The organism is Bacillus sp. AFS002410 (genome assembly GCF_002556365.1).
Taxonomy (GTDB): domain Bacteria; phylum Bacillota; class Bacilli; order Bacillales; family Bacillaceae_G; genus Gottfriedia.
The window spans coordinates 1-21006 of the sequence record NZ_NUEU01000022.1 but is presented as its reverse complement, the minus strand read 5'-3'; the positions used below and the strand labels follow the sequence as shown (position 1 = coordinate 21006).

Genomic DNA, 21006 nt, shown 5'->3' with positions numbered 1-21006 from the left:
TGCAAACAAAAAAAATCACCATTTAAGGTGACTTTTGTTTATTATTTCGTATAATCCTTTACTTTTAGCAATTCACGAAAATCTTGCTGACGTAAAGCTTCGTAAATTAAAATTGCAGCAGTGTTTGATAAATTTAGAGACCTAATATGATCTGTCATCGGTATACGTAAACATGTTTCCATATTTTTTTCAATTAATTCCTTTGGAAGACCTGTAGTTTCTCTACCAAATACAAAGAAAATTTCTTCATCTAAATTTGTATAGTCAAAGTTAGAATAAGTTTTTTCGCCAAATTTAGTAATAAAATAAAACTTTCCTTCTTTATATTTATCAAATAAATCATCTAAAGAATCGTGATAATGAATATCTACATGCTCCCAATAATCAAGTCCAGCTCTTTTTAACATTTTATCATCAGTTGAAAATCCTAATGGACGAATTAAATGCAAACTTGTATCAGTTCCTGCACAAGTACGTGCAATATTCCCTGTATTTGCTGGAATTTGTGGTTGATATAATACAACGTGTATTCCCATCTCTTTCACCTCTATATTGTTTCAATGCTCTCTATTATACCAAATTCATTATTAATAAGGTATTATTCCATCGGAGGATTAGAAAATCCATCAATTATATGAAAAAACTTGTACTTTATATTCTCTGTAAAAGCAGTTGAGTCATAATATGACCAATATCTTTTACGACTATTAACAGTATGTGCATTCACTAATGGTTCACCATTTTCATCCTTAGCAACGACCATTGTACAATGATTCCAAATTCCATCACCTTCGAAATCATATATAATAATATCTCCTAATGAAAGCTGCATTTGAGAAGACACTTCTTCTGCCTTAATTTCACTTTTAGCATTTGGCAGAAATCTCCTTAACGCATGTGCAACTCTCCAGCTATAACTACTGTTCGAATGATTTCTATACCACCAACCTGCTCCAGGTTTTGGCATTCCAACCATTTTAACTCCACCAGCCCTTAAGCATTGGGATATAAAGTTAGTGCAATCATTGGCATACAAAGGATATTCCTTATTATGGCCATCCCACCAAGTTTCAGCATATTTAACAGCATTAAATCGGTTATATCCACTATTTCGATCAATTGACTCACTTTCACCTATGTCTTCTTCTTCCTCGACTTCAAAGGGTTCAAGATGATAATCAACTGGAAACGCGATATCATATAAAATCTCTTCTTTTTCAATCGCCATTTGTCTTTCTTCTTGATCTTCTTCAAAATATAAATCAGTTTGCTTTAAAAAATATCTAGTATGCAAAGTATAATTAATATACGTTATGTCATTTTCGCTCCAAAGATTGCTAACTTCGAGGTTTCCATATACCTTTACTAAAGAAACATTACGTTTATTATATAGTTCAACTTTACGTTGAATCGTCTGATACTCTTGTTCTTGAATAAGATGGCTTCTTTGTCCTTCACCAAAATAAAGCTGTAATCTCTCTTTTAAATAACGCTCTAAAAGGTCGCGATTAAACAAGATAATCCCCCTTTTCAACATTTATTCATATTCTATACGATGTTGAAAAATAGGAGATTATACCACTCATTATTCTTTACTTCGAAAGAATAGCATTAATTTCATTTAAAACAATCTCGTCTTCCTCAGATTGTAAACAACTTTCGATAAAAGGAGTACCGTCCTCTCCTTCTATTTCTGAAATAGCCCAAATAGCCGTTCCTCTAATTACAGGTCGCACATCTTTTTTTGCTAATTGTTTTAAATCTTCTATTGCTGATTCATCTTTAAAATGAGCCAATGCCAAAATAGCATTTCTCTGAATAGGATTCTTCCCTCTCCATGACCCAGACATTTGACCAAACCTACTTTTAAACTCTCTATTACTCAAATTTAATACTGAACGTAATAAGGGTTTAACAGACTCAGCATCTGTTTCCATCTCTGCATGATGAGTAAAATTAACGCCTTTATTTTTAGGACATACAGTCTGACAAGTATCACAACCATATATACGATTTCCAATCTCTTTTCGAAACTCAACTGGAATCATTTCTTTTGTTTGAGTTAAAAATGCTATACAATTCTTAGCATTCAATTGACCTGGTGAAACAATAGCACTTGTAGGACATACATCTATACACTTTGTGCACTCCCCACATTGGTCCTCAATAGGTGTATCCGGCTCAAAAGGTAAAGAAGTAATCATTTCTCCTAAATAAACATATGAACCAAATTCAGGAGTAATAATAGAGCAATTTTTAGCACTCCATCCTAACCCCGCACGCTCTGCTACAGCTCGGTCTACTAACTCACCCGTATCGACCATCGATTGGACCTTTGCATTTGGATAATGCAATAAAATAAATGACTCAAGCTGTAGTAATTTCTTTTTAACTACTATATGGTAATCCTCGCCCCAAGAAGCCCTACAAAATATTCCTCTTGTAGAACCTTTTTTGCTTTTAGGAGGATTTTTCAGCTTAGAAGGGTACGCTAAAGCAATAGCAATAATTGAATTTGCTTCTGTCATAATCTTTCTAGCATCTACCCTTCTTTCAATATCCTTTGTCTCAAAACCCGATTGAAAATTTAATTCCTGCTGATTATACAATCGATCCTTTAATGTTAAAAACGGATCAACTGTCGTAAAACCAATCTTATCTATTCCGATTTCCTTACTATATGAAATCAATTCTTTTTGAAATTCTTTAATATTCACAAGAATCACCTAACTGCCTGTTAATTTACAATTTTTATTTTCTATTCTAGTCAGAAAATTAATTATTTATCTAATTATGACACAAAAGCTTTCTTTAAAATTCTTTTTAAATATAAAAAAACGCAATGTATCGTTCTTCATTGAATCAATACACTGCGTTGTTATCAAGTTATAAGTGCTAAGCTACTAATACATATGTAATAAGTATTTAGTAGGTTTTTAATGAACTTGTAATTAAATTTATCATAAATATTTCATATATTCAAGAATAAATGCAAAATTTGTCGAAACGGCATGATATATATTATCTGCTATCCTATTTCTTCTTGGAAATGAACGTTGTATCAAATACATGAACTAATACTATTCAATTCATTATTTAATTAAAGAGCTTATATAAGGGGTTTTGAAAGATTTGTAGAAATTTGAATAAAGGTATCGCCAATTATCCCATAGAATTCTTCTATTATAAGGTAAAAATAGGAGGAGAGTTGTTATGACAGATACTATGTCAATTGAAGAAAAAGATCCGCTAGTTGAAAGTTTAGAAGGGGTCTGTAGTTTAATCGAAGAAACGAATGACAGAATTGATTTTACACAGGATACACTGATGGAGCTTGATCGCTACAATAATGAGAAATTAAAAAATGCAAAGCAATTTACTTTTAAAGTTGCAGCGGCTAGTCTGTTAGTAGCAACAACTGGTTTAGTAGTTGCTTTAGCGAATAAGAAAAAAACAAAAGAAAATAACTATGATTGGTACAATGCAAAGAAAAAAACTAAATTTGTTAAAATGCAGTGAGATGCAGAGATAAATTAATAAAGATAGGCAGCGACCATTGAGAAAGTCGCTGCCTTATTTTTTTCAGTGAATGCGATATTAACAGCTTATGCGAGTTTGGCTCTATACGTATTACATTAATTAAACAAAAAAGAGTTCTGCATTTCTGCAAAACCCTTTTCCCTGTTTTCAATATAGCGGTGACAGGACTTGAACCTGCACATCCGTGAAGATACCTGATTTTGAGTCAGGAAATCCAGCACTACCACCACATCGCTTTATATACCAAGCTTTCCAGCTAATTGTTGTTTTTCCGTTGCACATTATTCTTTAATTTTACGCATATGCGATGGAAAATGCAACCAAAAGCTGAAAAATTTAAACAACATATTTAAAGCAATAACCAGTTGCTTTGTGGCGATTCCCTCGTTTCAAACAGCTCGTAATCGAGGAATGTCTAATATTCAAATTTCTACTGGCTTCAGATAACGATTGAAATTCAATTTCTTGGGTATTGCTAAATGCCATTACTTTACGTTGTTGCTTTTCAACACATAATTTATTATTTTCTTCAGCTGATAACACCACGCAAGTTTCCAATGAATAAATCATGCCACCATTTACATCTTTGTCGAGCTCCCAACCTTTTTCATATAATAAATGTCCGTTTTCTAAGCGAGTTTCTACATCTTCAACATAATTTTCAAAGTTATGCCATCGTTCAGCTACTGTTACACCTTTAGCTCCATAGTATTTATAATGTGAATGATATGATTTATAGCAACGATTTATCATGTTGAGCCACCTTGAATATAACGGGTGCTTTTTCTTGTTTTTCATATGTGATTACCTCCATTTATTGTATGAAGTCATTATATTGGAAAGATTTTTAATGTCCTGTTGATTTTAAACTTTATTTTTTGAATATTAATATTCAATAACATATGTAAACAGGAAATATATAGGTCCTATATTAAATGTATATAATAGAAGGAACTCGTTTTTTGGCTGAGTATGTAGAATTGATGTATAAGTGGATTTACTGAAGGATTTAATATGTAGGAACTGCTCAGAAGGTGTATATATACAAAAAATGCTAAGTTTGTGAAAAATGGCGTCAAGGCTGGCTTGAGATTTCACAAACTTATTTCTAATAAAATAGCCATTTTACATAAAGGTTCTGTTAAATGAAAAATGATGATTTTTGAATTAAAAAAGAGGTTGTCCAATTAGACAACCCTAAGAGCACTTATTTAATTAAATTTGTTTTTCCGTTTCACTCTTACGATTTTTTGCTTTGTTTTTTCTTTTTTCACGGCTGACGTCAAAAGCAATGCCTGCTAAAGCGCCTGCAACTAAAGGAAGCGATGATACAAACAGGCCTTTTGATAAACCTTCATTTCCACCTATAGAATTAATTCCTGAAGTAAATCCGGCAGAACTTAATCCAGGTATACCTTTCTTAGACACTAATATTTGCTGTGCTATTCCACCAGCTATAATTCCTGCTCCTGTCCCACCCAATCCGAGTTCTTTTAAAAGCTTATATCCGTTTAAAATTTGATTCTCCTTTGCCATTCGTCTGCCATCTCCTTAGAATTATTAATCAATTATATCATTCTTTGTTAAAATATTCTGCCGGTTTAAAAAATGAGAAAATCAACAATCTACTTTAACAGAACCTTCATAAAAAAAAGAAACGGCTGCTATGCTATTTCTCCACTAATTACTTTATTTAAAAATGCTTCAAATTGATTTTCAAAACGTTTTAGGGCAAGTTCGGGCTTATGTTCCCTGTAATCAATTGCCATATAATATCCGTTTTGTTCGGCGTATGTTTGTTTTTGTAAGTCGATTTTTTGTTGTCGCTCAACAGAAACGAACTTTCCTTTGCCACTAAAATCACGATTTTCATAATGTTGTATGCCATGAACTTCAATGAATAAATTAAACATTGGAATATAAAAGTCAAATTGACGAGCTTTAGTTTTTCCGATTTTAACTGGATATTCAATTATATATTCAACACGCAATTCATCTAAATATTGAGCAATTGCTTTTTCGCCTTTTGAGCTTGTACAATGTGGACAATTAGTTTTGTTTGTGCTCGTTCGATGTGCTATTTTTGTTTTCCATTCATGACCTTCGGAGCATTTCCACCATACTTTTTCAACTGAAGCATGAGAATAATCAAATGGGGTCAATTTATTTTTTTCATGCCATTCATCAATTAAATGTGGGAATTTAACACCAGCAGAATTACAATATTTGCAAGAAAAATTTGATAAAAAACCGTTGTTATTTGGTTTTAATGCTGTGTAATGTCCTGCCGATTTTATTTCTTTTTTCATGTGTTGTTTATTGCATATATCACAACGTAATATTATTTTTTTTCGTGAACCATGAGAAATTTCATTCATTTGAATACCATCATTATCTTCAGCATAATAATATTTAGCTAAATCTGGTCGTACATCATATAATGATTTTTTCTCTTGTTTTTTAGACAAATTTCTCGAAAAAATAATTGCTGAACATGATTGACAATATGGAAACTGTTCCATTGAAATAAAATGCCCATGAGTTTTCTCAATTATTTCATCACAGCTCATGTTACAACATTTAACTTTTACTTTGGTTTGCGTTCCTTTAAATTTTCCAATTTCAATCAAGTCGAAGCCAGAAATTTTCATATTGTATTCAATACTTTCTAAAGTATGTCTTGTTGAAGTTAGCAATAAATCATGTTGTTTAGCATATTTTACATTGGGAATTTTAAATGTTAGCTTTATTTCGCCATCATAATAAAAACGATGACCCCCAAAAGTTGGTGTTGTCCCATTTAATACATGAGAAACATGACTTAAATATTTCGTCATTCCTATTGCTCGAGCAGCTTCATTGCCAGTCATAAAAGGTCCTTCGGGTTCACCAATGTTTTCATAAATGGCTGGCTTATTCACACGACAACCACCATAAGTTTTTTTAACTTTGACCGCCCATATTAACGGCACTTGGTATTCTTGAATTATATATTTGTTCATTGTTTCATCGTCTCCAATCCTTTGCTCACAAGTTCATGAACCGCTTCAGATGTAGAAATGCTTTGTTGTTTTGCAAAAATTTCAACTTCAGCTTTTGTTTCATTGTTTGTTCTGCATTGAAGCAACTTATTTTTTGGGTTGCTCGTATTTCTTTTTTTAATCATGTTTTTTCCTCCATCTAATTAATGTCTACACTATTGTATTTGAAGGAAAAATAGCTGTCAGGTTAGCTCATAAAAATAAAAAAAAAAAATTACCGAGTCACCTAAGTGACTCGGATTTATTAACTTGCTTGGGCGATTAATAAACGTCCATAAGAATTTGTAACAACAGCGTCTACATATATTTCGCCTTTGATTACTTTTGAACGGCGTAAAGATTGAATAGTATCGCCTTCGATTACTTCAATTGTTAAATCTTTCATAGCAATTGTGTAAGCTGTAGGGTTAACAATAATAGCTCGAGTAATTTTAGCATCTGTAGTATCGCCTAAAGTTGCAAAATAAACTGGTAAACCAAGTAATGTAGCATCTGCTCCTTCAGGAACATCTTCAAATTTCATATATTCATTGCCAAGTGAATCAGTTACACTCAGCATAGAATCAATGTTAAATAACCAGAAACAATCACGTGCTGTTTTGTTTTTAATCATGCTAATGTATTTTGCTTTAACTTCATTGATTGATAAAGATGTAGCACTCGTTCCAACAGCTGTTTGAACATCTGTTACGTGTAAACGTTGTAATTTTTTAGGGTCAACTGCCCCAGTATAACCATCTAATGTGATTTGTTTTTCAATTGTACGACCAATGCTACCAGCAATCAAGTCAGCAACGTAATTTTCATATCCAATAGCAGAATCATTCAAAAATTGTTCGCTCACTTCAATTGTACGAGCCACACGTTTATTTGGATTTAATTGAAATTCATTTACAACGTTATCATTAGACGTGCTAATTGTTTCCATCTCGCCATAAATACCAGCAACAACAGCTTCAGCTTCTGCAAGGACTTTCACAGGACCATCAACTTTAAGAATATTGAATTTGTTAATGAAACCATCTGGTTTAAATTTACGACCATCTATGATAGTGTCAACGATTGAAATTTCCTTTAATTTATCACCTAAGTTGGTTGTAGTTGTTTGTGCCATGTGGCATATCTCCTTTTTTATTAAAGTTGAATATTAATATTCAAAAATGCTTATCAACATTAGTTGAGGTATCACGATAGGTGATACCCCATGAACATTGACAAGAGCTAACCGAAAAGAGTAGCAGAAATGGAAGTGAACTGTTCAGCATTGAATATTGAAATAGTGTAGATTAACCACACCAATTAATAGCCGTTATTACATCTAATGGAAGAATCAATTTTAAAACGACTGCTAGTTGCTATGGTTAAAATACCGATTTATTTGTTCCAATTATGTTTAATAAAACTTATTGTGTTTGGCTTTTGACCTTCAGATTTAAGCCATATATTTAATTCTTCAAGAGCTTCCGATTGTGACAATTTAGCTTTCTTGTATTCTCGTATTTTCATTTTCTTTTGGCCTCTGTAATAAATTTGTTCTCCATATATTTCGATTTCTTCAAATTTGTTCATTTTCTAAACCTCCATTTTGAGAATTTGTTAGTTCAACGAACGAACTGCCTACAAAATATATATATAAATGTCGAGTAGAAATCAGTGGCTTTTCGTAAAAAAACCAAAAAAATCGTGTCTCCAATTGAAGAAAACACGATAATTTTTATACACCTGATAGGACTTTGGTCGCATATTCATAATATTTATTCATCATCATCGTCCTCCAGTATTGCTAGCAATGGGTTGACTTCCTTTACTTTAGGAGCTTCCATAGCTTCTAGTTTTTTCTCCTCAATCATTACCTTGGCCATGTCGTTTGCCAGTGACATACGAGCATTAAGAGGTATACATAATTGTTTCATTGATTCATTGATTTGCTTGTTGAACTTTTCTAAGTTGATGAGTAAACGACTGAAGTTATCGTCCAGTTCGTCAGTAGTGATGAGTTTCTCCTGTGAACGTTGTTTCATGTACAGATTGAAAACTAACGTGTTTAGTGCAATACTATCTGCCTCAGTGAAGTGGTCATTTAAATTCTTTAGCTTGTTGAATAATTTTCTCATGATTGAGTGGTTTTTAGTTGTTTCATCTGCTTTAGGTTTGGTCTGATTTGTCACCACCAATTCTTCAGCAGTTTCTCGAGCTGTTATTTCTGCTTTTGTCAAGTTTTTTCGTATACTATGCACTCCTCGAGCTTGATTTGCCATAATATTGCTCCTTTCAATTCTAAATTAAGGGATTTCGGATTTTCCAGAGTTTCCCACTTTTCGGTCCTCTTGTTTTTCTTGGTTTTTTCTTTTTTGACCTAGGGGGACTATTAATTGGGTCTGCTTATTTGTCTAAACATAAATAAAACAACTGCTAATCATTTAACAGTTGTCTTCATCTTCATCTAACAATATATCAATGTAATTAATGTTCATTCACTCCTTTGAATATCTATATTCAATCACTTATTGTCGTTACAATATTTAGCTAATAGCATGGTCACGTATGGTGCAAAGTTACTGCCGTTCTTAACTGCTTCATCTTTAAGTTGCTCGTGAACCCAAACAGGTAAATATAAATGTATTTGCTTTTTCTCTTTCATATTCAATCTCCTTTAGTATCAATTTAGTAGCTTATAGTATATACATACGTACTAAACGGTAATGTAAACGATTTGTTAATAAATATTTACAACAACTCACACAAAGAAAGCGACCGAGCACCGTAGGTGTCTCGACAGGCGAGGCCACGAGCCCAATACTAAATGATTGATATATTAATTGATTAATAATGTTATCTATCCGTTGTGGCGTACCACAACTCTCATCTCCGATGGTCCTCGGCGGAGCCAGAGCTTGGCGCTGCCGATAATTATCGCCTTCAGCGAAATTATCGCTGGAGACACCTATCGGTGCTCCCATCAGTTTTTTGTTTGTTTTGCTATTGATTTATTCGCTCTAGACCTTTTTTACCTTTCTATAGAATAATAACTAATAGACAGACAAATTTTGTCTAGAGCGAATATTGTGCTCAAAAATATTAAAAGTCATTTCATTTGAAAATAAATATTCAACTGCCATTATTGGTCGCTCTAGACCTTTTTTGTCTCCTTATAGTAATTAATATAATAGATAGACAAAAAAAGCCTAGAGCGAAATATAAAAAAATACTGTCACCAATTTGGTGACAGTATTCAATATTTTCCACATATTTTCTTTTCAAATTCTTCACTTACGTTCCATTCGGCAACCCGATTAATCGAATTAAAACTAAACTTTTTATCAAGTTGTTTTAAAGCAAAATTATTTGCTAAACCATTGCCTATGTTTGAATCATATTTGGCACCATGGATACTTTTTAAATAAGCAATTTGCTGTTTATAAAATTTACCGAAAGCATTATGAACTTCAGAAGTTTCAATGATTTTTTTGATATTGCCGTTAAGCAATGTATCATAATAAAACCAATAACAATCTTTTCGCTCATATTCTATGATTTCGCCAGTTTCCTCGTCATAATCAGTTTCGAGCACCGTTGGAGTCGGAAGCTTAATGCCTAACTCTTTCATTTCCTTCACACGATTTTTAACTGTGCCTATGCCTTTGCCAATTACTTTAGATAATTCACTTTGTATTGGCACAATCCTGTCAATCAATACTGCTTTAAGAATTAATTCGATTTGTTTTTCTGAGTTCTTAGTTAACTCCACCTCACTACTGCTTTCCAAAAGTACTTTTGGCAATTCATTTTCATCTTTTGGAGTTACATCGTAATATGTTGTGCTGTTGCTGTGTGGTCCTTTTATAACTTCAATGTAATCTGTTTTTCTCCATTTATTGAGAAGCTTTTCAGAATTTTTACGGAAGTAAGCTGGTGTAACGCCTTTAAAAGCACACAGTTCATTTGTGCTGTATCTTTTTGCAAGTTTTGCCATGCTATATCGCTCCTAAATTTAATTAGGCATTAACTTTTTCATTTTGTTGTGCTCTTCCAAAGCAGTTAATGCCTCCGAGAGCTTTTCATTTCTAGCGAATAGAAATGTACAAGCTCTTGGGTCGTTCATCACCTCCCCACTTCTAATTTCAATTAATTCAGCTCCACGACTTAGTAAAAAGTTGGTTACCTTTAAGCTAAAAATTCTTTTCTTTGTATATGTTTCCATTTGTAATTCCTCCTACTTGTTTAATCCGTTTGTAATCAATTCACGAACTACTTGAGAAAACTTAATATTGTCGTTGTCTTCAGCGTATTTTTCAATCATTTTAATTTCCTCGTCAGTAAACCTGACCGTCTTTTTTGTTTCACGATTTGTTTTCATATAATTTCCTCCTAAAATGTCATACAAGTTATATGTATACTGCTTGATTATTTACAAGTAGGTCTTAAGAACCTACTTGTCGGACCATATTATCATTGTATTGTCTTAGAAATGGCTGTAAGGAGAGCAAATAAAAAAAACGTCGAAAGACGTTTTTTTACGCATAACATGACTGACGACGACAAGATTTACTCAATTTATCTATTTACTTTCTAACTGATAACTATCACAATTAACAGGGAAAAGTATGGCACGAACAGGTATAAAACTTCGATGCTCAATAGTTGGCCCTGATATATGAACTCTTTTAAAATCTAAATAATGCTCAAATCGTTTATTCTTTAATTCTAATTCAATGTCAAAGTAATTCATTGTTTTTAATTTATTATTTAAATCGTCAAGTTTATCTTCAAGTTTTTCATATTCATTTATAGTAAACTCTAATTCACCTGACTTCCACAAAAAGCCAAAATCTCTTAAACCTTCTTTAGATGATATTTTTAATTTCCCCGATATATTAGGATAATTTTTTGCTAATTTAAATAATTCCCCAAGAATTGTATCAACCACTAGAATATAAGTGTAACTACCCCTATGATAGTAAACTTCAAATTTTAAACGTAAAGTTCGCATTACCAATTCCCTCATATCTACACCCATACGTTTGTTTTCGATATGGAAAAAATTATCGTACTTTACCACTCCAGCAGGTCGAGTACCTAAATATGCTATGTAAAGAATAAATAGAAATAATATTACAATAGCCACGCGCATAAAAACTCTAAAAAGAGAATTACCATCTATGACAAGAGAATAGAAATACCAAGCAACCGTTACCGCACTAACAGTAGAAGTAGCTAAAATAATAATAGGGAAATTCAAAAAATTAACCTTAGTCAAATGATAATAATGTTTCCTAAGTTGAATGAACCGTTCGAATGATTTCTTTGTTCCTTTTGAATTGTTATATAAAAAAAACTGCATTTCATAAACAACATCACGTGCTTTATCAGCAGACTGTTGATTTGCGATACCCAAATATATGGAGATAAGACCCACAAGAGAAAGTAGAGCTGCCGATACCCCAAATAAAATAGTAGCTTCTAAACTTGAGTCGATACCAAACATACTATTTTCTGCACTCTTTTCTATTAATTCACCTGTGCCAATCATTGCTATAACCAAAAAATTTCCAAACAATTTAAATAAACCTCCTTCACATACAATTAACTAAATAAAACCTAAGTTAATTATACAGAACTAATGACTTCTGTAATTTGGGGGAATTTTGCCTTTTTACATAAATTTTAGTTAATCCTTATATAACTAATCTGTAATTAGATGAACAAGGTACACTTACCGAAAAAAACATCAGCCGTAGCCATTGGTCGTGATGAAGATTATGTGGTTACTTTTAATATTCGAAGCAGTTTTTTGCTCTACAAATTCGTAATAATTGTAAAAACAAAAGTAATATTTGTAAAATTACCAGCAATTACCTATATTAATAGATTCTAATATTTGGTAATATATCAAAGAATTTGAAATATTGGAGGAATATTCAACATTATGAAAACCAAAATGAAAAAAGGGCTATTCATTGGTTCAGCTGTATTAGCAATATCATTAGCTTCGACAACGAGTGCTTTTGCAACAACTGACCCTACTAAAGCTTTAAAAACGAAAATAACACAATTAACAAATCAAGTAACAGGTTTAAAGAAACAAGTAACATCACTAACAAGTCAAGTAACAAGTTTAAAGAAACAAATTACAACACTAACAAGTCAAAAAAATACTTTAACAAGTACCAACAAATCACAACAAACTCAAATTAATTCGTTAAAAAGTGAAGTTGCTCGATTAAATAAACTTGTTCCAACAGTTAAAGCTGGTAAAGTTTATCAAGATGGCATTGAATCTGGTGGCTCGAACTTCGTGTCCATGGGTAATAAACAGTATGTACAAGTAGACACGATTATTCCAGCATTATCAACATATAAAAGTTCAGATTATTCATACGATGGAACAAATTTATATTTAGGTATTAAACCATCTAATGGTGTAGTTAATTTAACAAAACTGCCTATTTATTCAACTTATGGTCAATCCATGGGTAGTAGTAGTGATTGGACAGCGATAAATAAGTTTCCGAATAGCTCTTTTGCTATTAATGGGAAAAAATATTATAACGGTATTAGCGGTTACAATCGTTATAATGACGATGAACCTGCTAATATTGGATATAAATTAAGCAGAAAATATAGTACATTAGAATTCCTGTTAGGCATGGATGACATAACTCGTGATGGCGAAGAACAAAGTAAACTTGTTGTTTATGGTGATGACGAAATAATCTATGAATCAGATAAAATTGATTATTTAGATGAACCAAAATCAATATCTATTAGTGTAAAAAATGTAAACGTAATTAAATTCGAATTTATTGGAAGATATAGCCAAACTTATTACTATCAAAATAGCACTTATACGGATATAGTTAACCCTATTTTAATACCTTAATAATAGAGCCCTGTACCTAAATGGTTACAGGGATTTTTTTTATATGGTAAACAATGGTTCAAAACATATATATTGTAAGCTGTTTTTGCTTAATAAGCGGAGCAGTTTTTTTCATGAAAAAATTTCCATAAATGATATAATTGCTGTAACAAATAAAATAATGCGAGGATAATTAATGAAGAGTTTTAATAAGCTGCTTATTTCTGCTATTTTAATAACTTCATTGGCTGGGTGTTCTACTGATACAACAACAACGACAACTGCTGAGAAACATATCCCAACTGCCAAAGTTGAAAAACTGGGTGTGTCCGTTTTCACGAATGATACCACTTATACTAAAAATGAAAAGATTATCGTTACATTGGTAAACAATGCTAAAACCATTGGTACGTTCAAAGTTAATTGTGAACCCAACAAAGAAAGCATGGTATATAGTGACTTATTAGACGATGAAGCTGACGAATTAGCATACATACTGAAGCCAGGTCAAAAACAAAAAATTGTATTTAAACGTACACGCTCATTTCAAAAAGGCGAATATCATGTAACGGTCAGAACTGCTCCCAACGGTGACTCATCTTTGAATTTAGATACATTAGCTTCTGAAGCAATCAATCTTAAATAATAATAAAAAAGAAGTTGGTCATTTACGACTCAACTTCTTTTTTATTTTACCTAATAATGTTTTTTCATTTTGCTTTTTAATATGCTCCTCGTTTTCCTTAGCTGTAAAACGCTTCACTTTTTTCTTATCTTGTATTATTTCATAATGGAAACTTGTTGTAAGTTCACTGCCTTTATACCTATATGAGTTCGGAATAAATATTCTAAATTCCTTACGCCATGAGTGAAAATTTATATCGTCATAAACTATACTCAACTTTAAAATCGGCCTCAATTTTTCATCTTTCATTGTTTGTAAAAAATAGTTATTTAATAAAATAATGAAATAATCTGGTAAAACAATTTCAGCTTTTTGATTTGGCATTATTGAATCAACCGTACGAATAAACGGAAGTATATCACGAGATTCATTAATATTCTTTTTTAAAAATTGAAAATTTGATATTATCAATCTTGCACCATCATCTTCATTTTTCTTTTTTATTGCCAAGTCATAATATTCATTACTAAATGGATTGTTTATGCTTTTATGCAATTCATTTAGATTAAAAAATTCTACTTCATTTTCTAACTGATAACTGAATCCAATATTAAAAATTGGTGTTCCGCCGTAATTCCATATTGGTATTTTTGCTCGGCTAAATTGTTTTGTTATAAATTTTGCTTCTGCACTGCTACCATCCTCATATTCCCAATCGCTTAAAATATTTTCTACATTTGCATTTATACTTTTTATACCTGGAACTATTATTGCTTCTTTGTTTTTTTTATCAATCCATCTTTGATAAAAAATCGTTGCAAAAGATGCACCTGCAGCTATCAATGCTATAAATACTGCTACAATTTGTATCTTATCAGCAGGTTCAAGACAATTAAAAAATCCATTACAAGTTTCTTTTATTGTTATTTCGTACATTAAAACATTCCTTTCAAACTATAAAACTATTTAATTAATTACCGAAAGCTAGCGGTCATTGTTTTAATTTATTTTCAAATTTTGTTAATTTCAATTTTTCGAATATTAATTTCTGATACTTAATGTTTCTCTCAATTGGTTCAAAATCTTTTACATATGTTAAGCTATTAGACAATCCAATTAAAGCTCCACAAACTTCATTAATATCTTTTAATTTTGGTGCTCCAAATAAACTATGAAATTTATAAAACCATCTCATGTTATAAGTGGCTATTCGTAATTTTGTAGACAATCGTCTTATATCATCGGAAACTTGATTAATATGTTTCTTAATTTCATCAGGAGTAGCTTTATCAATCGCTATTGGATTACTTGTTCTATTAGCATAAAAAATCATTCCATCATAAATTTCAGCAACTATTGCCCAATATTCTTTAATCGGGTCAATTATCATTTTCTCAATAATTCTCCCAAGCACGAAAATTAATACACCTGTAAGTATTGTATAAAACATTGTCATTGCTAACACCTCCATTAACATCGATAAAAAGCACTCCTTAAGGAATGCCTTATAAATAAGTTTGAAGCATCTTTATTTGAAATGCACGTAAGTTATCTGAATAATATCCGTAATTGAAAACAGCCGATAAATATATTGCAATTTGGAAAACCAAGCCAATCCAAAAGAAAATGTTATCTGGAAAAGTTTGTAGATGAGTAAAAATGATAGCAACTGACATTAACAATGATAATAAAGAACTTACAAATAGTGCTCCAAGTCCATGAATATTCCCCAGCAGATGTCTGTATCTTGCTTCTAAATATGCTCTGGTTTCGGCATTTTGCTTAATCAAGACCTGATGCCAAACATATTCAAAATGGAAATAATCTTGATTTTTATTTTGCCCCCAACCATTTGGTCTAGGAAACTTTTTACCTACTTTTCTTGCAATTTTCACGTAATTCTTGTTTTTATTGCTAACCCAAACGTATCCAAAATACATCTGATGTAACAGGTAACCAATTGGAACCCCAATAGCAGTTAAAGATATTAATAACGTCAATCCTGTTTTTAAATCCGCCATTTTGGTGTCAAGTGGGTTAATTCCTTTTAAAAAAAGCATTTCATAAAATAACCAAAAGATGAATACCCAACCAGGAATACCCCAGCGAATTAAATGTTTCGTTTCAAACTTCAAATTTTCTTCCTCCAATGCTCGTTCTCATTATTAGTGTACGATACATTATTAAGAACACCAAGAAACAATTTACAAAATTTCCATAAATTTGAATTTATTTTTCAAATAAAAAGACCAGCTCTTTACGAACTGGTCATGATGATTATTTACACATTTATATTGTACATATGCGTATAAATTTTATAAATTTCTTCAAGTGTCATTGAATGATGATTAATTTTTCCATCATTTACGTTTTTAGCATAATATAGTTCATTGTCTTCATGTTTGTATAAAAAGCTGTAATGAATCGCATAATCTGAATCCAGATGAGCACTTTCATTTAACATAGCTATTGGTTGTGGTTGATTTCTGCATTCTTCGTAAAACTTTTCTTTTTCTTCAGCTGTGTAATTTGATAATTCCTCGAGTGATATTGTTTTCATGTGTAAAACCTCCAAATTGTAATTGTTTTTGTCTTGATGAAGTTATTGTATTGGCTTGTTTTTAATTGTCATGTTATAAATGTGTCCAAATTGTGACAAATAAAAAACGTCAACTTTTTACGGTTGACGATTCACAATTCACAATTCACATTTTCAATTGTTTTTGACTTTTTCCACCTGTCCCATCTTTCTCTGATGTTTACATCTTTAAGAACAAGCATACAATTTTCTAAACTGTAGATTTTGTTATTGAAGAATTTCACATCTTTATCAAGGTCGAGTTTGCTTAAATTTGCTTCATCATAACCTTCAATTAATGGGAAATCATTTAAAAAATTTTCAAATGAATGCCAACGGTCACAAACTGTAATACCTTCGGCTCTGTAATTTTTATGTTTTTTGCTCGTATCGCAATAGCACCTTCGGAGCATTGCCGACCACCTAGTGTAAATATATTTATGGTCGGAAGCTATTACATTGCCAACATAACCGATTCCATAAACAGTAGGATAATAAGGATTTCTTCCTCGGCCCATGTTAATGTGCCCTTTTGTATAATAGCTTTTATATTTAACCCCGTTATATTCATCAAACTCAATTTCATACAAATAAGCAGTACTTTGCTTTTTTTCTGTTTTTCTTATCACAGTAAACCAGCCACCACTATGGCTTTCAAACCGTTTTCCAATAATATCTTCAGCCATTTCTAACTCCTCCAAATAGTTTGTAATACTATTGTAGGTCTTTAAAAATAGCTGTAAGGAATTGTGAACAAATTAAAGGATTTTTAGTAAATCACGAACGTTGTTAACTTTTGTAAACAGTTATTGTTCGTTTATTGTGGAAGTTAAATGTTTCGTTTGTAAGTTTACGGCAAATCAATTTGCCGATAGTGACATTTAACATAAGTGAGGTATTTAATACAGAAGTATTAGAAATGATGAAAAACGATTTTAGACGTAAGCAAATGCGAAATACGTTTATTCAGCTATTTCTTCTTCAGTAAATTCTTGATTGTTAAGCTCTGCTAAATCTTTCCGTAACTGTTGTGAATCTCCGAAAACAAAAATTTGATATTTGAGATTAGCACGATTAGGCATTGTTTTAATAATGTCATGTCCACACCTTACAAGTTCCATGGCTAAACTCCGTTTGTATACATTTTTATACCCAGGATATTTTTTATTCTCCATATTTTCTCAGCTCCTTATTGATGGCTTTTAAACAGCTTTCGTTATTTGTCGCAAAGTATATTACTAGATTAGATGTTAATAAATCATACGAGCTTTCGGTAATCTCAACGTACTGGTTGTAATATTTAATTTCATCGTATTCTTCTTCTGTTCCTTCAATTTCATTAATTGCTTTTCCATTTTTGAGCTTTACTGTCACTTTGTTAATTGTATCGAACGCATAATTTCTCATTGATAATTCAGCTCCTTATCTGCTAATTGTTAATGATTTACCGAAAACAGTTAACGTTATTTCCTTCCATTGTTTGTGCTGTACTTTAGCTACCGATAAACTGCCAAATGGAATAGCTAAAAATAATGTTAAAGCAACAATACTCCAGAAAGCTCTTTGCACCTTACGATTTTCCTTCAATTTCTTAATTCGTTTTTTCATGACCATAGCTCCCTGTATCAAGTTTAGGAATGACAGGTTCAATGGCATTATGAGATGTAAACAATGTTTACGTCAGCTGACCGCTACAATATCTGACCTGACCGCTACGGGATAAGTGTCAGCTATTTCTTGAATATTAATAATCAACTTTTTTGTTAATAGTTAAATCCATGAGTAAGCGAATATCCCTGTAGGTACAGCTCCACTACCATCTATGCCATCATCATTCCTAATTGATAAGTATTCTGCCACTTTAGATAAACTTCCTTCTAAATACCGTTTAAACGAGCGTATATTTTTTTTATTTTCAACTTGAGCTAATATTTTCATGAACAATGTTTTATTGATTCCTTGTGATTTAAATTTTAAATAAGCTTCATGAATTGTATTTGTATTGTCAACTTCCTGTTTAACAGTATTTATATTTTTATATTTTGTAGTTGAATTAATTAAATTAGAAGTCGGTTCAGCTACCTGTACACATTCGTTGTCAGTATTGATTGGCTCGTCTTCTGTACCGTTTGACATTCCGTTTGACATCTCGTTTGACATTTCTGTGCTCTTATTACTAAGTAAATCAGACCCTTCTGGAATAAATTCAAAAACAAGAGCTGCAAATTTTTCTTCACAATTACGATTTTGTTCAATTTTAATTAAATCAGAACATAACGTTTTGATTTTCTTGAGGTTGCGTGAAATTGTTGAAGCTGTGACACCACATTTCTTAGCTAACGTACTATTTTTCTGTGACACTACAAACGAACTGGTTGCGTAAGCTTGACGAGAAATTGCCTCGATGATTGTAAACATAGTCGTGCCTTTTCTTGCGTTTAGACGTGTAAGCAATTGATTTTGGAGTTCATTTATTTTGTATTTAACGTTCATTATGGAAATACGCTCCTTTTATTCAAGGAAACGGTATGCTACAATTAACATACAGCTCCTCGTGAGTTGTGGTTGAAACGCTTATTCTCAAACTTTGGTCGGGGAGAGAATAAGCGTTTTTTATTTTGTAAACTTTTTCATTATACATCTTGCTTTGAGCTATCTAAATCTCGCTCATTAAAATAATTTCGTTAAAGCAGAAAATTTTTTATGACTTTCAGCTACATCGGTACTCCATAGGTTTACATATTTTTTTGTTATCTCAAGTGATGTATGTCCCAATAGCTGCTGTAAATGAAATGCGTTGCCACCATTTTGAATGAACATTTTAGCGCTGGTATGTCGGAACGTGTGACAGCTCACTCGAACATCTTCAATCTTGCTCAATTTCCCATAATGATTTATTCTCGTTTGTAAGCTTCTCTTCTTTAGCTCCGTTCCATCTTGAGAAATGAATAGCTTGTCCGTTTCTGCTTCACCTCGTATACGAATGTAAATATTCAACTGCTCCTTAAACTTCTTACTAATCGGAACAATACGCTCAAAGAATGTTTTCGTCTCTCTGATTACAATTTCACTATCCTTCACGTCTTTAAGCTCAATGTTAACTAGCTCATTTAATCGTATAGCTGTATCTAACATCAAGAGCATTATTGTATAATCACGAACGCCAACGAATGTTTTCATATCACACAAAGAAAATAAATGTTGTAGCTGTTCCATCGTAAATGTATTAACAACTTCCTTACGAGTTTTCAAAAGCTTTATGTTCGCCATTGGATTCTTTTTGATGTGTTTATGTTTATATAGGAAGTTATAAAAACTCCGTAAGCCACGCAATCTGGTGTTAATACTGGTTGTTTTCAATCCGTTTTCCTGTAGGTTCAATATAAAGTTTTTAATATCCGATTCTGTCATTGTCACTAAAGGTTGTTTAACTGCTTGAAACTGCTCACGATAATATCTGATAGTGTCTTTTCTTAAGTTCCTAATGTGGCAATCATCAAAGAATAATTTCAATGCTTCCTCGTCATTATCTACATATGTACTTTTTGAAACAATCTTTAATTCTTCAGCTGATAACATCATTCTACGTTTGCTCATGTACATGACCTCCAGCACCTTATTTGTGGATATTTTGTCATGTGCAGAAAAACAAAAAAAGCTCTGCACAATTAAGTGCAAAGCTTGATTTTAAAGCATTTATATAGCGGTGACAAGACTCGAACTTGCACATCCTCACGGATACCTGATTTTGAGTCAGGCGTGTCTGCCATTCCACCACACCGCCAAAATTTATAAATTAATTATAATATATGAAAGTGAAATTGTCCAATCTAAAACTGGAATAAAGCTAGAGCTGGCGATAATTGACTCGGATCTTCGATAATTGTGCTGCGGTTATGATATTGAGCCAGTTCTGGCAATTATTGAGTCGGTTCCATGGATAATTAAGACAGTTCGGCGATAATCGAGCCGATTCTAGTAAAAATTGAGCTTGATCTGCAATAATTAAGCCGGTTTTCGCCAGAATTAAGTGGCTAAAAAAGTATATCAACGAGAACATGACGTTTATCAACGAGAATAGAGCATATATCAACGAGAATAAGCAATATATCAACGAAGTTCACAACTTTATCAATATAGTTCAAATATTGTTCCTATTTTTGAGTTTAGAAACGTTCCTCAACAACTTCGTATCAGTACGATATGCTCCAAGAGAAAGAGTTAATAATTTCCTAAACAAAACAAAAACCTCTTACAAATGTAAGAGGTTTTTTTGATACCGAGGGCCGGACTCGAACCGGCACGGGGTCAACCCCCGCAGGATTTTAAGTCCTGTGTGTCTGCCATTCCACCACCCCGGCAG

28 protein-coding genes and 3 tRNA genes are annotated in these 21006 nt (G+C 32.1%); 3 read left to right on the top strand and 28 right to left on the bottom strand.

The genetic code is table 11. From position 1 onward, the window contains the following. Nucleotides 1–41: 41 nt before the first annotated feature. The 3 genes from trmL to queG form a co-directional block, all read right to left on the bottom strand. Nucleotides 42–536: a tRNA (uridine(34)/cytosine(34)/5-carboxymethylaminomethyluridine(34)-2'-O)-methyltransferase TrmL gene (gene trmL / locus CN692_RS14290; protein WP_098119846.1), complete on the bottom strand. Its 495-nt coding sequence runs from the start codon at nucleotides 534–536 to the stop codon at nucleotides 42–44. A 62-nt stretch (nucleotides 537–598) separates the two neighbouring features. Beyond that, entirely contained in the window at nucleotides 599–1516 is a 918-nt protein-coding gene (locus tag CN692_RS14285; RefSeq protein ID WP_179874448.1) for an amidase domain-containing protein, read from the bottom strand. A gap of 76 nt (nucleotides 1517–1592) precedes the next feature. Continuing rightward, the gene (gene queG / locus CN692_RS14280) at nucleotides 1593–2717 is read right to left on the bottom strand and encodes a tRNA epoxyqueuosine(34) reductase QueG (protein ID WP_098119844.1); all 1125 of its coding nucleotides are present in this window, start codon (nucleotides 2715–2717) and stop codon (nucleotides 1593–1595) included. Between the two features lie 496 nt (nucleotides 2718–3213). On the opposite strand from queG, the gene CN692_RS14275 reads away from it, so the two are divergent. Beyond that, nucleotides 3214–3519: a hypothetical protein gene (locus tag CN692_RS14275; protein WP_098119843.1), complete on the top strand. Its 306-nt coding sequence runs from the start codon at nucleotides 3214–3216 to the stop codon at nucleotides 3517–3519. 174 nt (nucleotides 3520–3693) lie between these two features. Here CN692_RS14275 and CN692_RS14270 read toward each other — a convergent pair. From CN692_RS14270 to CN692_RS14225, 13 genes are all read right to left on the bottom strand, one after another. Beyond that, nucleotides 3694–3776 (bottom strand) — tRNA-OTHER (locus CN692_RS14270). 100 nt (nucleotides 3777–3876) lie between these two features. Then, a complete protein-coding gene (locus CN692_RS14265; RefSeq protein ID WP_257144032.1) occupies nucleotides 3877–4293 on the bottom strand; it encodes an NUMOD1 domain-containing DNA-binding protein in 417 nt (138 codons plus the stop codon). Nucleotides 4294–4755: 462 nt separating this feature from the next. Next, a complete protein-coding gene (locus CN692_RS14260; protein WP_098119841.1) occupies nucleotides 4756–5076 on the bottom strand; it encodes a hypothetical protein in 321 nt (106 codons plus the stop codon). Nucleotides 5077–5204: 128 nt separating this feature from the next. Further along, complete coding sequence (locus CN692_RS14255) at nucleotides 5205–6542, bottom strand: zinc-ribbon domain-containing protein (RefSeq protein WP_098119840.1); 1338 nt, start codon at nucleotides 6540–6542, stop codon at nucleotides 5205–5207. Then, nucleotides 6539–6706 (bottom strand): hypothetical protein, encoded by a 168-nt coding sequence (locus tag CN692_RS26195; RefSeq protein ID WP_179874447.1) that lies wholly within the window; start codon nucleotides 6704–6706, stop codon nucleotides 6539–6541. The genes CN692_RS14255 and CN692_RS26195 overlap by 4 nt, the downstream gene beginning before the upstream one ends. Nucleotides 6707–6825: 119 nt before the next feature. After that, nucleotides 6826–7695, bottom strand: coding sequence for a phage major capsid protein (locus tag CN692_RS14250; RefSeq protein ID WP_098119839.1), 870 nt, complete (start codon nucleotides 7693–7695; stop codon nucleotides 6826–6828). 260 nt (nucleotides 7696–7955) lie between these two features. Continuing rightward, the gene (locus CN692_RS14245) at nucleotides 7956–8150 is read right to left on the bottom strand and encodes a hypothetical protein (protein ID WP_098119838.1); all 195 of its coding nucleotides are present in this window, start codon (nucleotides 8148–8150) and stop codon (nucleotides 7956–7958) included. A gap of 185 nt (nucleotides 8151–8335) precedes the next feature. Continuing rightward, complete coding sequence (locus tag CN692_RS14240) at nucleotides 8336–8839, bottom strand: hypothetical protein (protein ID WP_098119837.1); 504 nt, start codon at nucleotides 8837–8839, stop codon at nucleotides 8336–8338. Between the two features lie 242 nt (nucleotides 8840–9081). Beyond that, nucleotides 9082–9222 carry a hypothetical protein gene (locus CN692_RS26190; RefSeq protein ID WP_179874446.1) on the bottom strand — a complete coding sequence of 47 codons (141 nt, stop codon included), beginning with the start codon at nucleotides 9220–9222 and terminating at the stop codon, nucleotides 9082–9084. 591 nt (nucleotides 9223–9813) lie between these two features. Then, the gene (locus tag CN692_RS14235; protein WP_098119836.1) at nucleotides 9814–10554 is read right to left on the bottom strand and encodes a hypothetical protein; all 741 of its coding nucleotides are present in this window, start codon (nucleotides 10552–10554) and stop codon (nucleotides 9814–9816) included. An 18-nt stretch (nucleotides 10555–10572) separates the two neighbouring features. Further along, on the bottom strand, nucleotides 10573–10782 hold the full coding sequence (locus CN692_RS14230; protein WP_098119835.1) for a DUF5659 domain-containing protein: 210 nt from the start codon (nucleotides 10780–10782) through the stop codon (nucleotides 10573–10575). A 12-nt stretch (nucleotides 10783–10794) separates the two neighbouring features. Beyond that, nucleotides 10795–10938 (bottom strand): hypothetical protein, encoded by a 144-nt coding sequence (locus tag CN692_RS26185; RefSeq protein ID WP_179874445.1) that lies wholly within the window; start codon nucleotides 10936–10938, stop codon nucleotides 10795–10797. A 201-nt stretch (nucleotides 10939–11139) separates the two neighbouring features. Continuing rightward, complete coding sequence (locus CN692_RS14225) at nucleotides 11140–12138, bottom strand: hypothetical protein (protein WP_098119834.1); 999 nt, start codon at nucleotides 12136–12138, stop codon at nucleotides 11140–11142. A gap of 369 nt (nucleotides 12139–12507) precedes the next feature. Between CN692_RS14225 and CN692_RS14220 the strand changes: the two genes are divergently transcribed. Both CN692_RS14220 and CN692_RS14215 read left to right on the top strand, forming a co-directional pair. Further along, complete coding sequence (locus CN692_RS14220) at nucleotides 12508–13461, top strand: NPCBM/NEW2 domain-containing protein (protein ID WP_098119833.1); 954 nt, start codon at nucleotides 12508–12510, stop codon at nucleotides 13459–13461. 175 nt (nucleotides 13462–13636) lie between these two features. After that, entirely contained in the window at nucleotides 13637–14086 is a 450-nt protein-coding gene (locus CN692_RS14215; protein ID WP_098119832.1) for a hypothetical protein, read from the top strand. Between the two features lie 18 nt (nucleotides 14087–14104). Here CN692_RS14215 and CN692_RS14210 read toward each other — a convergent pair whose 3' ends face one another. The 12 genes from CN692_RS14210 to CN692_RS14155 form a co-directional block, all read right to left on the bottom strand. Continuing rightward, nucleotides 14105–15001 carry a hypothetical protein gene (locus CN692_RS14210; RefSeq protein WP_098119831.1) on the bottom strand — a complete coding sequence of 299 codons (897 nt, stop codon included), beginning with the start codon at nucleotides 14999–15001 and terminating at the stop codon, nucleotides 14105–14107. A 55-nt stretch (nucleotides 15002–15056) separates the two neighbouring features. After that, nucleotides 15057–15521, bottom strand: a complete 465-nt coding sequence (locus tag CN692_RS14205; RefSeq protein WP_142317529.1) for a hypothetical protein — start codon at nucleotides 15519–15521, stop codon at nucleotides 15057–15059. Nucleotides 15522–15570: 49 nt separating this feature from the next. Continuing rightward, on the bottom strand, nucleotides 15571–16200 hold the full coding sequence (locus tag CN692_RS14200; protein WP_098119829.1) for a hypothetical protein: 630 nt from the start codon (nucleotides 16198–16200) through the stop codon (nucleotides 15571–15573). A 146-nt stretch (nucleotides 16201–16346) separates the two neighbouring features. Then, nucleotides 16347–16625, bottom strand: a complete 279-nt coding sequence (locus CN692_RS14195; protein ID WP_098119828.1) for a hypothetical protein — start codon at nucleotides 16623–16625, stop codon at nucleotides 16347–16349. Nucleotides 16626–16756: 131 nt separating this feature from the next. Further along, nucleotides 16757–17329, bottom strand: coding sequence for a hypothetical protein (locus CN692_RS14190; RefSeq protein WP_098119827.1), 573 nt, complete (start codon nucleotides 17327–17329; stop codon nucleotides 16757–16759). A 276-nt stretch (nucleotides 17330–17605) separates the two neighbouring features. Further along, nucleotides 17606–17818, bottom strand: a complete 213-nt coding sequence (locus CN692_RS14185) for a hypothetical protein (RefSeq protein WP_098119826.1) — start codon at nucleotides 17816–17818, stop codon at nucleotides 17606–17608. Then, nucleotides 17808–18050 carry a hypothetical protein gene (locus CN692_RS14180; RefSeq protein ID WP_098119825.1) on the bottom strand — a complete coding sequence of 81 codons (243 nt, stop codon included), beginning with the start codon at nucleotides 18048–18050 and terminating at the stop codon, nucleotides 17808–17810. Before CN692_RS14180 ends, CN692_RS14185 begins: the two co-directional genes overlap by 11 nt. 15 nt (nucleotides 18051–18065) lie before the next feature. Beyond that, a complete protein-coding gene (locus CN692_RS14175) occupies nucleotides 18066–18251 on the bottom strand; it encodes a hypothetical protein (protein WP_098119824.1) in 186 nt (61 codons plus the stop codon). Nucleotides 18252–18413: 162 nt separating this feature from the next. Further along, nucleotides 18414–19136 (bottom strand): hypothetical protein, encoded by a 723-nt coding sequence (locus tag CN692_RS14170; RefSeq protein ID WP_098119823.1) that lies wholly within the window; start codon nucleotides 19134–19136, stop codon nucleotides 18414–18416. A 177-nt stretch (nucleotides 19137–19313) separates the two neighbouring features. Continuing rightward, complete coding sequence (locus CN692_RS14165) at nucleotides 19314–20240, bottom strand: tyrosine-type recombinase/integrase (RefSeq protein ID WP_142317528.1); 927 nt, start codon at nucleotides 20238–20240, stop codon at nucleotides 19314–19316. A 104-nt stretch (nucleotides 20241–20344) separates the two neighbouring features. Then, nucleotides 20345–20427: transfer RNA gene (locus CN692_RS14160), tRNA-Leu, on the bottom strand. Between the two features lie 493 nt (nucleotides 20428–20920). Continuing rightward, a tRNA-Leu gene (locus CN692_RS14155) sits at nucleotides 20921–21004 on the bottom strand. Between the last annotated feature and the right edge of the window lie 2 nt (nucleotides 21005–21006).